This is a genomic window from Microtetraspora malaysiensis, from assembly GCF_050947145.1.
Classification (GTDB): domain Bacteria; phylum Actinomycetota; class Actinomycetes; order Streptosporangiales; family Streptosporangiaceae; genus Microtetraspora_A; species Microtetraspora_A malaysiensis.
Genome location: NZ_CP191998.1, coordinates 6,123,499 through 6,136,221, shown reverse-complemented (window position 1 = coordinate 6,136,221; position 12,723 = coordinate 6,123,499). Strand labels below are relative to the sequence as shown.

The 12,723-nt window shown below is 67.6% G+C and carries 15 protein-coding genes and 1 pseudogene; 8 read left to right on the top strand and 8 right to left on the bottom strand.

Annotated elements, in window-relative coordinates:
- Nucleotides 1-463: 463 nt before the first annotated feature.
- Both ACQP1V_RS28925 and ACQP1V_RS28920 read right to left on the bottom strand, forming a co-directional pair.
- Nucleotides 464-712 (bottom strand): hypothetical protein, encoded by a 249-nt coding sequence (locus ACQP1V_RS28925; RefSeq protein WP_433413206.1) that lies wholly within the window; start codon nucleotides 710-712, stop codon nucleotides 464-466.
- A gap of 837 nt (nucleotides 713-1,549) precedes the next feature.
- Nucleotides 1,550-1,897, bottom strand: coding sequence for an STAS domain-containing protein (locus ACQP1V_RS28920; RefSeq protein WP_433413205.1), 348 nt, complete (start codon nucleotides 1,895-1,897; stop codon nucleotides 1,550-1,552).
- A gap of 144 nt (nucleotides 1,898-2,041) precedes the next feature.
- On the opposite strand from ACQP1V_RS28920, the gene ACQP1V_RS28915 reads away from it, so the two are divergent.
- Complete coding sequence (locus tag ACQP1V_RS28915) at nucleotides 2,042-2,221, top strand: hypothetical protein (RefSeq protein WP_433413204.1); 180 nt, start codon at nucleotides 2,042-2,044, stop codon at nucleotides 2,219-2,221.
- Between the two features lie 158 nt (nucleotides 2,222-2,379).
- Nucleotides 2,380-2,700 (top strand): hypothetical protein, encoded by a 321-nt coding sequence (locus tag ACQP1V_RS28910; protein ID WP_433413203.1) that lies wholly within the window; start codon nucleotides 2,380-2,382, stop codon nucleotides 2,698-2,700.
- A gap of 328 nt (nucleotides 2,701-3,028) precedes the next feature.
- Here ACQP1V_RS28910 and ACQP1V_RS28905 read toward each other — a convergent pair whose 3' ends face one another.
- From ACQP1V_RS28905 to ACQP1V_RS28890, 4 genes are read right to left on the bottom strand one after another with little or no spacing between them, the layout of a single operon-like run.
- Complete coding sequence (locus ACQP1V_RS28905; RefSeq protein WP_433413202.1) at nucleotides 3,029-3,319, bottom strand: peptidoglycan-binding domain-containing protein; 291 nt, start codon at nucleotides 3,317-3,319, stop codon at nucleotides 3,029-3,031.
- The gene (locus tag ACQP1V_RS28900) at nucleotides 3,316-3,525 is read right to left on the bottom strand and encodes a hypothetical protein (protein WP_433413201.1); all 210 of its coding nucleotides are present in this window, start codon (nucleotides 3,523-3,525) and stop codon (nucleotides 3,316-3,318) included. The genes ACQP1V_RS28905 and ACQP1V_RS28900 overlap by 4 nt, the downstream gene beginning before the upstream one ends.
- Nucleotides 3,526-3,554: 29 nt before the next feature.
- Nucleotides 3,555-4,229, bottom strand: a complete 675-nt coding sequence (locus ACQP1V_RS28895; RefSeq protein WP_433413200.1) for a hypothetical protein — start codon at nucleotides 4,227-4,229, stop codon at nucleotides 3,555-3,557.
- 40 nt (nucleotides 4,230-4,269) lie between these two features.
- Nucleotides 4,270-4,464 (bottom strand): hypothetical protein, encoded by a 195-nt coding sequence (locus ACQP1V_RS28890; RefSeq protein ID WP_433426149.1) that lies wholly within the window; start codon nucleotides 4,462-4,464, stop codon nucleotides 4,270-4,272.
- A gap of 26 nt (nucleotides 4,465-4,490) precedes the next feature.
- On the opposite strand from ACQP1V_RS28890, the gene ACQP1V_RS28885 reads away from it, so the two are divergent.
- From ACQP1V_RS28885 to ACQP1V_RS28875, 3 genes are all read left to right on the top strand, one after another.
- Nucleotides 4,491-4,562, top strand: coding sequence for a hypothetical protein (locus tag ACQP1V_RS28885; RefSeq protein ID WP_433425975.1), 72 nt, complete (start codon nucleotides 4,491-4,493; stop codon nucleotides 4,560-4,562).
- 254 nt (nucleotides 4,563-4,816) lie between these two features.
- Nucleotides 4,817-4,945 (top strand): hypothetical protein, encoded by a 129-nt coding sequence (locus ACQP1V_RS28880; RefSeq protein ID WP_433413199.1) that lies wholly within the window; start codon nucleotides 4,817-4,819, stop codon nucleotides 4,943-4,945.
- A 335-nt stretch (nucleotides 4,946-5,280) separates the two neighbouring features.
- Complete coding sequence (locus tag ACQP1V_RS28875) at nucleotides 5,281-5,868, top strand: arginase family protein (protein ID WP_433413198.1); 588 nt, start codon at nucleotides 5,281-5,283, stop codon at nucleotides 5,866-5,868.
- A 459-nt stretch (nucleotides 5,869-6,327) separates the two neighbouring features.
- Here the strand turns inward: ACQP1V_RS28875 and ACQP1V_RS28870 are convergent, their stop codons facing one another.
- Nucleotides 6,328-7,593, bottom strand: a complete 1,266-nt coding sequence (locus ACQP1V_RS28870) for an IS110 family transposase (protein ID WP_433413100.1) — start codon at nucleotides 7,591-7,593, stop codon at nucleotides 6,328-6,330.
- Between the two features lie 834 nt (nucleotides 7,594-8,427).
- Entirely contained in the window at nucleotides 8,428-9,567 is a 1,140-nt protein-coding gene (locus tag ACQP1V_RS28865; protein ID WP_433413197.1) for an IS110 family transposase, read from the bottom strand.
- 197 nt (nucleotides 9,568-9,764) lie between these two features.
- Here ACQP1V_RS28865 and ACQP1V_RS28860 point away from each other — a divergent pair, with 197 nt between their 5' ends.
- The 3 genes and pseudogenes from ACQP1V_RS28860 to ACQP1V_RS28850 all read left to right on the top strand — a co-directional run.
- Nucleotides 9,765-10,319: an IS5 family transposase gene (locus tag ACQP1V_RS28860; RefSeq protein WP_433413196.1), complete on the top strand. Its 555-nt coding sequence runs from the start codon at nucleotides 9,765-9,767 to the stop codon at nucleotides 10,317-10,319.
- A complete protein-coding gene (locus ACQP1V_RS28855; protein ID WP_433425761.1) occupies nucleotides 10,283-12,094 on the top strand; it encodes a transposase in 1,812 nt (603 codons plus the stop codon). Before ACQP1V_RS28860 ends, ACQP1V_RS28855 begins: the two co-directional genes overlap by 37 nt.
- Before the next feature lie 78 nt (nucleotides 12,095-12,172).
- Nucleotides 12,173-12,706: pseudogene (locus ACQP1V_RS28850) on the top strand (IS5 family transposase); the annotation flags it as partial.
- Nucleotides 12,707-12,723 lie beyond the last annotated feature (17 nt).

The following is a 12,723-nucleotide window of genomic DNA, read 5'->3' as shown; positions in this document are numbered from 1 at the left end:
GGGTCGGTGACCTCCTCTTGCGGTCCAGGTGTCAAGACCGAGGCCATCCGCTCCGAGCTTCGCCGCGAGCGTGCCAAGCACGCTGACCCCGGCGAGATCGCGTCTGTGACCCCGTTGCGGGGTCAGCAGTGACCCCGACCGTGACACGGACCCGAGCGGAGGGCTTCAAGAGAAGATCCCGGCTCGGGTCGTGGTCGCCGCTCGGCGGATGGGGTGGGCCCCAAGGGTGGCTCGACGGGCGGCCGCGCTACGCCTGTCGGATCCATGGCGGGGAGAAGGGCTACGACTGGAAGTAGCTGCCCGGTGGTGCAGGTGGTGTGCCGCGCATGGGTGTGCGCGGCCGGGGCCTGCCTCCTGCACCACCGGAGGCGGCGCTCCGAACCAGAGGGCGGGCGGATGGAACACGACAGGGCGGCAGGTTACAGGGATGAGAAGGAGTTGAGTCAGCGCGGCGTTTCCTCAGTTATTGGCGGAGCTCGTCCAGGAGCACCCGCCCTCCCGGGGTGTCGATCTTCCAGTACTCCCAGCCGTTCACCGAACATCCTGCGTGCTGTGAGGCCGGTGACGAGACCGAAGTGTGGCGGGTGCCCCCGTACTGGACGGTGCCGTCAGGGTTGACCGTGGCCGTCTTCGGGTTTGTGGGCGACCTGCCGATGAGCGTCGTACCTGGGGCGAGAAGCCCTTCGCGGATCAGGTCGATCAGCTCGATCACCAGACCAGCATGCGCAGCTACATCCCGCCGGTCCTCAGCGTGCTGAACCTGCTCGGTCACCACCTCACGCCCTCAGCGCCTCGAGGCCGCCGCAAGCTCGATGACCAGCAGGCTACGTAGGTGCCCCACACACCTCGCGTGTAGGCCATAGGGCGTACGAGACGGACCGGCCCTGTCCGAGAGGACAGCGGTCCTCGCCGTGCCTGCGCAGGGATCAGGCATCAGCCGCGCGCCGCTCCTCGCCGCAAGAATCAACTGCATGCGGCGCGATACCCCTGGGCAGATGGGCCCGCTGCTCGGGTACGGCTGCGCAGGCGCCTGTGAGGCGAAGTAGCCGCTGAAGCCACGCATCCATGGGATCTGGAGCGGCAAGGGCGACGTTTGCCATGTGATTCCCCCGATTGGCTCCGACTGGCTAGTGATTTCTCCGAGACCCGTTTGGTGGTGACAGCATCGGAGACATTACGGAGAGTAGTGCCCAACGCAGAGAGTGACGTAACGGGAGAAGTGATGATCAAGGCGATTGTCGTCCTTGCGGCAATAGGAGTGGCGGCTCTCGTCGCCTTCGGCCTCATGTCGAGCTCCCGCAAGCTGTCTCTCGACGAGAGACTCGCTTCCGCCGCCCGCTCAGCCTGATCAGTACCCGGGACGGTAGAAGCGGCCCCGCCGGTGGTGTTCACCACCGGCGGGGCATTCTGCTATCAGCAGAGCTTCGCCTGGATATCTCCGGGCAGTCGATGCATCTGGAAGCCGGCTAAAAGCCCCTACGCAATTCGGCAGCGTCCTCACGCGCGGGCGATCGTGTAGCCGACAGCGTGCAGGACGGCATGTTCCGGGCTAGTCCAAGCCACCGTAGACGATGGCGTCGTACCGCGTCGGATACGTGGGGATACGCCCGACAAGGCCCAAAAGGATGAAGACCTTCTGGATATGTGGCCCAAGCCCGCAGACGGCGACCCGATCGTCGGAGCCCAGCGTGTAGTAGGCATCACGGATCACGTCGACTCCACGGTGGTCGATGAAGGTCACGTCAGTGAGGTCGAACAGTAGGCGGGGCGGCGCTTGATGCACGACCGCCTCCACGATGCTGCGGAATGCGCCCTCGGTGTCGAAGTCAAGGGCACCCTCGACTGTGATCACCTTCCAGGGAGGGCGAAACTCTGTCGTAACGCTGAAAGCCTCCACTCTCGTCACCTCCATCGCGGGCGAGCGCGATCCAGCCCAAGAGCGGCTTCCTCAGTAAGAGCTTAAGCTCCGCAGTGAACGGTTCGTGGGTGCAAGTCAAGCGTCCGCCTGTGAGTCCGCCGCCCATGCGGGCAGTGGCAGATCATGACGGATGCTGAGAGTTACCGCCCGGGGATGATCGTCCCCGAGAGCGGGATCTACGAATGCGACTCCGGGTGCGGACACCAGTGGTCCACGGACGTGAAGGGGCACCGGTTCCCGCCGCTTCCGGACGGCTGCAAGGGCGGCGGGTGGAAGCTCAAGACGAAAGCGCCGATCAAGTAGCCCGAGACGACGAAGAGCGCCCGCCCTCCCACAGGGGAGAGCGGGCTCAAACGTGCCGGGTGACTCGCTGGTGAGAACCGTCGCGTCGGGGGCATGGGCGTAGGTGAGGGCTCCGGCCCGGAGCCCTTGCGAAGGAGACGCGCGAAGGGACAAGAGACATGCCTCGGGGTTCGAGCCCGAAGCGGGAACGCCAGTACGAGCACATCAAGGAAAGCCTGCGCGAACGCGGCCGCAGCGAGAACCTCGCCGAGGAGATCGCGGCTCGCACGGTGAACAAAGAGCGCGCCCGGGCCGGGGAATCCAAGACCGCCAGCCGTACCTCGATCAACGACATCTCTTCCAGTCGACGCGGCGGGCTGCGGTCGCACTCCGGCGCGAAGGGGCGCACGCGCGACCAGTTGTACGCCGAGGCCAAGCGCCGCAACATCAAGGGGCGGTCGAAGATGACCAAGGCGCAGCTGGAAAAGGCCCTCAGCTAGGTGGAGTAGAGGTCGTCGAAGCCACAGTTCGGGACGATCTCCAGCGCCCGCCCCCTCGCTCCAGAGGGGCGGGCGGACCTGTTCATGCGCGACTACCGCTGGCGCTGCTCCGACTGGGCGGAGTTCGGCACCACATATGGTGATGCCCATCGCGCCGAGCACGGCCAGGGCCACGGTGACCCACTCGCCGGGCTCGATGGCGCTGTCGCCCATCGCGGTGACGAGCGCGGCCGTACCGGCGGAGACGCCGACACGATGGCCTTGGCGGACAAACCAACCTTGATCATTTCCCCTCCTCGGGGGACAGCCCGCCGGCGGCGGGACGCATCTACTTGGGTTTCGCGGCGAACGTCGAGCGCCAGGTGAGCTTGCCGACGATCCCGTCATCGCCCAGCCCAGCCGCGCGCTGGATCTTCCGGCACACCGCCCGCGACGACGGCCCGTACGCGCCGTCCACGTCGAGCTGGTAGCCGAGCGCCTTCGCCTGCTTCTGCCACCGGCGCACGTCATCGCCGCGCGCGATCGGCGGGTACTTCAGCAGCCGCCCCGTGAACGCAGGGACCTGCCCGCCGGTGGCCGGGGACGCGCCGCCGCCGGGCCGCGGAGCGCCCGCCTTCACCCAGGCGTACAGCGCGGGCCCCGGGCACTCCGTGGTTCCGGCGCGAGGGCGGTGCCCTTGTAGGAGCCGACGAGCAGCGCCACGTAGTAGTGGCCCTTCGCGCCGCTCGACGCAGCGTCGGTCCACAGCGCGTGTGCCGGGGTCACGACGACGGCGGCCTTCCAATCGCCCGCCGCCGGACGGGACCCGCCAGAGAGGAGCGCCACCTCGGCCCCGCCGCTGGGCGGCTCCCGGATCACGCCGAAGTACGGTACTCGGTGCTCTCCTGCTGTAGGACAACGTTCATGTCCCCACCCCCGTGACTTCGCGGCTCACCATCTGGACTGTCCAGGACGCGCCGTACGGCGGGGCCGGGACGGTCTGGACGACGCGGGCGGGGCCCGTCCACGGGCGTCGGCGGGATGGCCGTACCGTCCAGCCCGCGGCGCACGGCCGGGCTGTCCAGGACGCGCCGCACCGCTGGCCCTGCGCTCGGCAGCTCGGCGAGGCCGGGGCCATGGACGTTTGCATGGATGCCGCGCAGCACCAGGACGCTGCTGTGCTGGCTCGCGGCCATGGCGGGCAGCGTGGCCGCCGGCTCGCCGGGGACGGTGACAGCGCCGGACAGGCTGCCGGAGTGCGCGGGCAGCGCTGCGGCGGCCGTACCTGCGACGGTCGCCTTGGCCGTGATGCTCGCGCCCAGCGGCGGCAGGACGGCGGCGCCCGTACCGCGCGCGAGCAGCTCGCCGACGACGTCCGCGGAGAGCGCGGGGAGCGTGGCGGCCAGGGCCCTGGTCGCGTCCTGCGGGATGGCGCCCGTCAGGTCGGCGGCGAGCGGCGGCAAGGTTGTGGCCAGGGCGCCCGAGGCGATCGCCTCGCCCGCGAGGCTCCCAGCGAGCGCGGGCAGCGTGTCGGCCATGCTTGGGCTCATACCGACGAGCGGAAGTGCCGTGCAGGGCGAGCATCTGGATCTATGTCAGCAACTCGCAGGCCAGCGCAACGATCTCCAACCAGATCTGGTTCTGGGCGACGTCGTGCAGCGGCAGGTTGGCTAGACCGGTGTCCTTCGCGCAACGGATGCGGTCTTCGCAGCGGGCGCGGCGGCGGTGGCGTAACTCCAGATCGGCGAGCTGACCGTGCCGGGCGTTGGTGGCGTCAGGCCGCAAGGCGGTACGACGTCCCCGCCCACGAGATCCTGCAGTGGGTCGGCGAAGCCGGGCACGTCGGCGGCCAGGAAGACATGATCACGAGCAGGCCTTATTGATCAGCGCTGGCCGCAGAATATGCGAGGCAGTGACGCAAGAGTCAGCGTGAGAACGCAGTCTACTGAGTGACCAACTGTGTGAGCGCGTCACGCAGCGTGGCCGGGGAGGCGGGTCGACGTCTTCGCTTGAAGCCGCTCTGACCGGAGAGAATCGGGCGGCCTCTCCCTGCCTCGAAGCGGCAGTGGAGGGGCGGCGTGGATACCTCGGGGTGCCTCGGGGCCGTCCCTCGCATCCGGGGCGCCCGCGTCGAGCGGTGGTCCGATCAGACGTCGCCGGACGGCGCCTCCCGCCGCACCCGGCCGCGAACACCACCGGGATCGCCGCGATCAGCGCGGTCGCCGTCCTGCTGAGCAACGAGATCATGCCATCGGCTGGTTCCTGATGAGTGTGGGAGCTGTTCCATCGGGTGGTGCCGCCATCGCCGCCGCTCTCCTACTGCCGCCGGCTGGCCAAATGAGACGACGTCTAAAATGATCAGATCATGCTTCCGATCACGGTCGTCCAGGTACCGCAGTAGCAGGGATCGAGCGTCGCCGATGCCCGGCGCCTCGCGCGCGGTTCCGCACTGCTCGCCTCTCTGGTGCAGGCCGTCCGTATCGTCCGGGTACCCGTCCCTGACGCCGAGGGCGTCGAACGGGACGGCGTGCGTGCTCTGGACGTGTTGACCACCGTCGCCGCCCGGACCCGCGCCGCCCTTGAGAAACGGGCGCGGCCCCGGTGGTGACGGTCGGCGGCGACTGCGGGGTCGAACGGGAGCCCGTGTCGGCCGCCCTGGCCCGGTATGGGGATGCGCTCGCCGTCGTCTGGTTCGACGCCCACGGCGACCTCAACACCCCCGATTCCTCACCCTCGCACGCCTTCCACGGCATGGTCCTGCGCACCCTGCTGGGCGAGGGGCACCCCGATCTGGTTCCCGTACGAGCGCTCCGGCCCGAACAGGTGATTCTCGCGGGCGCCCGCGCGCTGGATCCGGCAGAGCTGGCTTATGTCGCCGACGCGAAGATCGCCTGGCATGCCGTCGCCGACCTGGCGTCCTCGCCCGACGCCCTGGTTGCGGCCGTGGCCGCGACCGGAGCCACGGCCGTCTACATCCACATCGATCTCGATGTCCTCGACCCGGGACGGTTCGGCCCGCTGAGCTGTCCCGAGGCCGGCGGCCTCACCATCGAGGCGTTGCGTGAGGCCGTACGGGCGCTCACTGCCCGCTTCGTACCGGCGGGCCTGGGCATCACCGAGTACGCCCCGCACCGCGAGGAGGACCAGGCCGTCCTCGCCTCACTCGTGCCGGCATCCCTGCACAGCTGATCATCCGGCCCAGCCATGGGTCCGACAGGTAGCCGGTCGCCGGCCACGCTCTCACCGGCTCACGCGCAGACGCTAGTGCAGCGCCGGTCTCGGTCCAGGCACCGGTTGTCGGTCTTCGCATCCGGAAGCGGGACGGGACGATGAGCCGACCCAACGGAGCTCAAGCGGTGAAACGCCACCGTCCGCAGGTGGTGCCCGACCACCTGTCCCGCTGAAGATGCCCCTGATCTCACGGGAGGGCGATGCGGTCGTCCGAGTGACTAACTGACCGGAAAATGATCCACCTCAGCCAGCGCGCGGCAGCGAACCCCGCCGGTGATCGCCGGTTCGGGGTTTGCCACAGCGGTATGGGTCAGGCGGCCGAGGTCAGGGTGACGGTCAGACCGAGTGCTTCGAGCTGCCGGACGTAAGTGCGGATCCTCTTGTCCTTGTTCACGCGGTCGGCGTGGTACCCGGCTCCTAGGTCGAAGTACTTGGCCGTGGGGTCGGCGAGCAGGTGCCAGATGATGACCAGGATCGACCGGGCGACGGCGACCAGAGCCTTGAGCTTGCCGCGGCGTTTGACGATGCGCCGGTAGCGTTCGCCGAGAAAGCTATCGGTCCGGGCAGCCACGGCCGCGGCTTGGCCGAGGACTCCTTGAGGTAGGGGTTGCCCTTGCCGGTCCGGCCGCCAGTGGGGCTCTTGGCGCCGGACTGGATCGTTCGCGGGCATAGTTTCGCCCAGGACACCAGATGGCCGGCGGTGGGGAACCGGTTCATGTCCAGTCCCACCTCCGCCAGGATGACTTGAGCGACCGCCGGGCTGATGCCGGGAATCTCATCGAGCCGTTCCACGGCCGACAGCATCGGCTGACTGGCCGTGGTGATCTCGGGATGGTGACTGGGGCTCGTGGAAGAATTCCCGTCCCGGCCGCTGTCGCCCGAGGCGCGATGTGGCTGCGCGGCAGGCAGATCGTCTAGAAGCTGCTCGATTCGGGCGGTGAGCTTGCCGATCTGCGCATCCAGACCGTCGATCTGGGCCAGTAGCAGCGCCGCGATCTCGGCGTGGTGGTCGTCGAACTGGCCGGTGAGCGCTTCGACCAGTGCTGGGATCTTGGCGCGCATCCTGCCGCGGGCGAGCTCGGCCAGCACCCGTGGATTGCGTTCTCCTGCGATGAGCGCTTCGATCATGTCCCGGATGGAGGCTGTGGTCAGTGTGCTGGCCACCGCCGACACCTTGATCAGGGAGTCTTCCAGTAGCTTTTCCAGCCGTAGCCAGTACCGGGTCCGCTCGGCGGTCAGGTCGCTGCGCATCCGCGTGTAGTCACGCAGCGTCCGAATCTCCTTGGGGGGTACGAACGAGGGCCGAACCAGGCCTTTCTCGGTGAGCTTGGCCAACCAGACCGCGTCCAGTTTGTCGGTTTTCGACCGGCCTGGCAGGTGCTTGACGTCACGGGCGTTGACCAGTTGCACGTTCAGTCCCCGGGCCTCCAGCACGTAGTACCAGATCCGCCAGTAGTCGCCCGTCGATTCGACGGTGACCTTCTCCACGCCCAACTCGATCAGCCGGTCGCTGAGTTCGGTGACCGCGTTCATGGTGGCTTCCACGTCCCACACCTTGGTCACCCGGCGTCCGGACGTGGACGGGTGCGGTATCCGCGTGCACACCTTGCCGAACGCCTTGGCCACATCGATCGCCGCGACTCGTTCGATGAGATGTTCATGCTCCTCATCCGGGACTTCCACGGGTTCTCTCATCGCCATGGGGTGATCGCTCCTTGTCGGCCGGGGGTGGTGGCGGGCTGCTCGGGGGCCTCGGTCGGGAGCCGAACATTCTGACCGGCGTGCTCGAAGCAAACAGTGCGTGACCCATCAAGGTCGGGGCCCCAGCGCCAGACTGAGTGACGGGATCGATGTGTCCCACGTTATGACCGGCGTCGGCGAGCAGCCCGCTCAAATTTTCACGCCTGTGTGGCGTCCGTGGAAGGGTCAGGATGACTGAGTGACAACGCACCCGGACGAGTGCGGATGGTGATGGACTAGCAGGGACTGTTTTTCCAGCTCAGAGCAGCTTTAGTGCCGCAGGGGCGGACGAGTTGGGTTGCCTGGGGGTCAAGGGGTCGCAGGTTCAAATCCTGTCGTCCCGACCGCGTTTACGCAGGTCGGATGGGGTGTCACGAGATCACGTGGCACCCTTTTCTGTTGCTGAGTGACTATCGCCGATGACGCGGAGACGGGTGTCTACTGGTGCTGTATTCCCCGTGACCGCAGGGGTTCTGCTTCGTCGGGCCGCCTCTTCGCGACGACCTCGTTGACCGTAGCCTGCGCGCGATGCTCGGATGTAAAGGGGCGGCGGGTTCAAAAAGCCCTTCACTGGCAACATCGGACATGCGATCTCGCAGAGCGGGGAATCACGGCTGGTCGCTGGACAAGCTGATCAGGCTTCGTGATGCCCACTGTGCTGGCGATTGTGAGATCCCTATTGGCGGGGACGGTGCTCCGGCATGCGGTTCACCTTCGCCGGTGAGGACGGGCTGGCGTGGGTCCCCTCAACAGTCAGACATCCCTGGAGCTTGGATGTCAAGCTATGAGGGCTTGGGATCGGTGTGACCAGGCGGTTGTCTGGTCGTAGTAGGCGCGGACCTCGGAGTCGTGCAGGATGGCGCAGGAAGCCTGGAGATGGAGCGCGTCCACGAGGCGGTCGTTGTGGACAAAGCGGGCATGAACGGTGCGCATCTTCCCGGATTGGCGGGTGATCGGGCTGGTTCCCGCGTAGTTCTTACGGGCCTTGGCAGAGGTGTAGCGTCCGGGAGCGTCCCCGAACTCGGCAAGCACCCGGGCGCCGAGAACGACACCGATACCGGGCTGGCTGAGGATGATCTCAGCATCCGGGTGCCGGCCAAAATGCGCCTCGACCTCGCTCTCGAGGGTGCTGATCTCGGCGTTCAGAGTGGTGATGACCGCGACCAGGGCGCGGACAGTGGAGGCGTAGGCGGCGGTGACCAGGCCAGACTGGCCCAGATGCTCACCGCGCAATGACTGCTGGATCGCGGCGGCTTTGCCCGCGATGTCCCGGCGGCCCTTGAGTGCCGCGCTGATCTGGCTGATCGTCAGCTTCGCCGCCGCGGCCGAGGTAGGTGCCTTGGCCAGCAGCTTCAGCACCGGCTCGGAGGTCAGGCCGAGGGGCTTATAGGCGTCCAGCGCGGCGGGGAAGTAGTCGCGCAATGCGACCCGCAACCGGAGCATGTGCCGGGTGCGTTCCCACAGCAGGGTCTGGTGGGCCCGCGTGACGACCTTGACCGCCTCGGCAATCTCGGAGTCACCGGCGACCTCCAGCAGTTGGTGGTGGCGGGTGCGCACCATGTCGGCCAGCGCATGGGCGTCGCCCCTGTCACTTTTGGCGCCGGAGCTGCTCAGGATCTCCCGATGCCGGGCGGCCTGCTTGGGGTCCACCCCGAACACCCGGTATCCAGCTGCCCGCAGCGCCCGCACCCACGGGCCCCGGTCGGTCTCGATACACACCAGCACGTCAGACGGCTCGGCGTCCTCGGCCACGAACCGGGCCACCAGTTCGTGGAAGCGCGATATCCCGGCTATGCCCTCGGGCAGCCGTACTCGCTTGAGAACCTTTCCGGCCTCGTCCTGGACCTCCACATCGTGATGTTCCTCAGCCCAGTCATCTCCGACGAACAGCACCGAGCCCCCAAAGATCGACAACATGACCAGCAGCCTGCAGGAGCCGGTCAGCGACCTAATGGACAAGTGTTCACGCCATGCGATCGGCGGACACGACATCCCATCAGCGATCAAGACCCCTGACCACTGGTGAGGGCACAATCTGACACTAGGGGCTGTACGGAGTTGAGATCAGAAGGATTCGCCTGCGCCTCGGTCTCTGATGCTGATAGGCCATCGCCATGGCGCGTGGAGACCTCACCGACGAGGAATGGCCCTTGATCGAGCCTCACCTGCCCCTGGGTGAGCGAGGCCCGATCCCGAACCTGCGACAGCAGTTCAACGCCGTGATGTGGCGGTTTCGCACCGGCAGCCCGTGGCGGGATCTGCCCGCCGAGTACGGGCCGTGGTCCACCGTCTATGACAGGTTCCGCTCCTGGGCGACGGCGGGCGTCTTCGAGCACCTGATGCAGGCCGTGATCGCCGAAGCCGCGGCCCAGGGGCAGGCCGACCTCGGCCTGGTCAGCGTGGACTCCACCACGGCCCGTGCCCACCACCACGCCGCCGGGATGGCCCTGGACGGCGAGCTGGTCACGGCGCTGGTGGAGGCCGCCGAGCAGGAAAAGGGGCTTCGTCAAAGACCCTGGTGGTTAATTTGTGACACACGGGCGGATGTTGATGATCTGGGGCTGTCTGGCCGGGATCATGCGGTGTGCGGCTGTTCCCCCGTCCCGGCCGCGAATATGGAGCAGTCGTGTCGATGCAGCCGCAGCCGTGGCCGCAGATTCCGGAGATGACCGCGCGGGTGGCGCGCGCGGCCTCGGCGAAGGGCGCGTATCCGCTGGCCATGCGGGTTCGAGATGAGCTAGGCGAACTGTTTGCCGATGCCGAGTTCGCTGAAGCGTTCGGGACGCGGGGCCGCCCGGGCCTCTCCCCGGGCTTGCTCGCGCTGGTCACGGTTTTGCAGAAGGTGGAGAACCTGACCGACCGGGCCGCCGCTGACCGGGCCAAGTACGCGATGGACTGGAAGTACGCACTATCGCTGGAGCTGGACGATCCCGGGTTCGACCACACCGTGCTGAGTGAGTTCCGTACCCGGGTGGCCGAGCACGGCCTGGAGGAGAGGGTCCTGGATCTGCTGCTGGCCAGGCTGGCCGCAAAGGGCCTGGTGAAGGCTGGTGGTATGCAGCGAACTGATTCCACGCATGTGATCAGTGCGGTGCGGGATCTGAACCGGATCGAGCTGGCGGGTGAGTGTGTGCGGGCGGCGCTGGAGGCGCTGGCCGCGGCGGCTGCGGGCTGGGTCGAGCAGGTGCTGGAGGTGGGCGGCTGGTCGCGGCGGTATCACGCCCGGGTGGACTCCTGGCGGCTGCCGACCTCGGCCACCAAGCGAACCGAACTCGCCCTCGCGTACGGCGCGGACGGATATGCGCTGGTGGAAGCCGTTTATGCGCCGTTCTCCCCACCCTGGCTGCGGCAGTTGCCCGCCGTGCAGGCGCTGCGGGTGATGCTGATCCAGAACTACACCCGGGTGACTGGCAAGGACGGGCGGGAGGTGGTCAAAAGGCGGCAGGCACTCGATGAAGGCGGAGAGGGACTGCCGCCGGGCAGATGGCGTCTGACCTCCCCGTATGACACCGACGCCCGCTGGGCGGCCAAGGGCGATGACCTCGTCTGGAACGGCTTCAAGGTCCACATCAGCGAGACCTGCCACACCATGGCCCGCAGTTCGGCCGGCAGTTCCCACTCGATGGAGGCAAGCGACGGGCGCGATGTCACGAACAGGGACCCGGGCAACACAGACCCGGTGAGCGAGGAGCCGGAGAACGGGGAGGATCGCCTCCCGCCCAACCTGATCACGAACGTGTCGACCACGGACGCGACCGTGCCGGACGTGGCGATGACCAGCATCATCCACCAGGCGTTGCGGCGGCGCGGCCTGCTGCCGGCCGAGCACTACGTGGACTCGGGGTACGCCGCCGCGGAGCTGCTGGTCACCTCTCGCACGGTCTACGGCCTGGCGTTGATCACCCCGGTCCTGCTCGATCACTCCTCGCAGGCCCGTGCCGGTGCAGGGTTCGACCGCACCGCGTTCACGGTCGACTGGAAGAGCGAGCAGGTCACTTGCCCGCAGGGCCAGGTCAGCGCCTCGTGGAGCCCGTGCACCCAGCGCGGTGCCGAGGCGATCGTGGTCAAGTTCCCCGGCGAGAGCTGTCGGGCATGCCCGGTCCGGGCTTCGTGTACCACGGCGCGGAAGGGTGGCCGTCAGCTCACGTTGCGTCCGCGTGAGCTGCAGCGAGCCCTTGATCAAGCGCGCAGCGAGCAGAACACCAAGGATTGGCAGGCCAAATACGCTCTCCGCGCGGGAGTCGAGGGCACTATGCATCAAGCTGTCGCGGTCACCGGGATGCGCCGGGCCCGCTACCGGGGTCTGAAGAAGGTCCATCTCGACCACGTCTTCTCCGCGGTCGCACTCAACCTGATCCGTCTGGATGCCTGGTGGAACGGCCATGCGCTGGACCGCACCCGCACCAGCCACCTCGCTCGACTCGAACTCACCCTCGCCGCCTGATCGAATTAGCCACCAGAGTCGTCAAAGGGGCAAAACCCCCATGATGGCGACGATGGGGACGAGGAGCGAGGCGAACAGCGGCGATTACGACTGCGGCGCCGGATCCGGCTGACGGCAGCCAAGCTGGGCCGCTCACGGGGTGGGCTGACCAGCAAAGTCCACCTGTCCGCCGACCGGCGCTGCCGCCCTCTGTCCTTCGTCCTCACCCCGGGCCAAGCCGGAGACAGCCCGCAGTTTCACGCCGTGCTGGCCCGTATCAAGGTCCGCATTCGCGTCGGGCGCCCGCGTACCCGCCCGGACGCGGTGGCCGCCGACAAGGCGTACTCCTCTCGCGCCAACCGCGCCTACCTGCGCCGACGCCACATCCGGGCGGTGATCCCCGAGAAGGCGGACCAGGCGGCCAACCGCAAGAAACGCGGCTCGCGTGGCGGCCGCCCGGTCAGCCATGACGCGGATCTCTACAAGGAGCGCAACACGGTTGAGCGCTGTATCAACCGGATCAAGGACTGGCGTGGGCTGGCCTTCCGGTTCGACAAGACCCCTGAAAGCTATCTGGCCGGCCTTCATCTACGTGGAGCCATCTTGTGGATCCGAAGCCTCCGGCCTGCCTGAAGATCCGAACTCCGCAC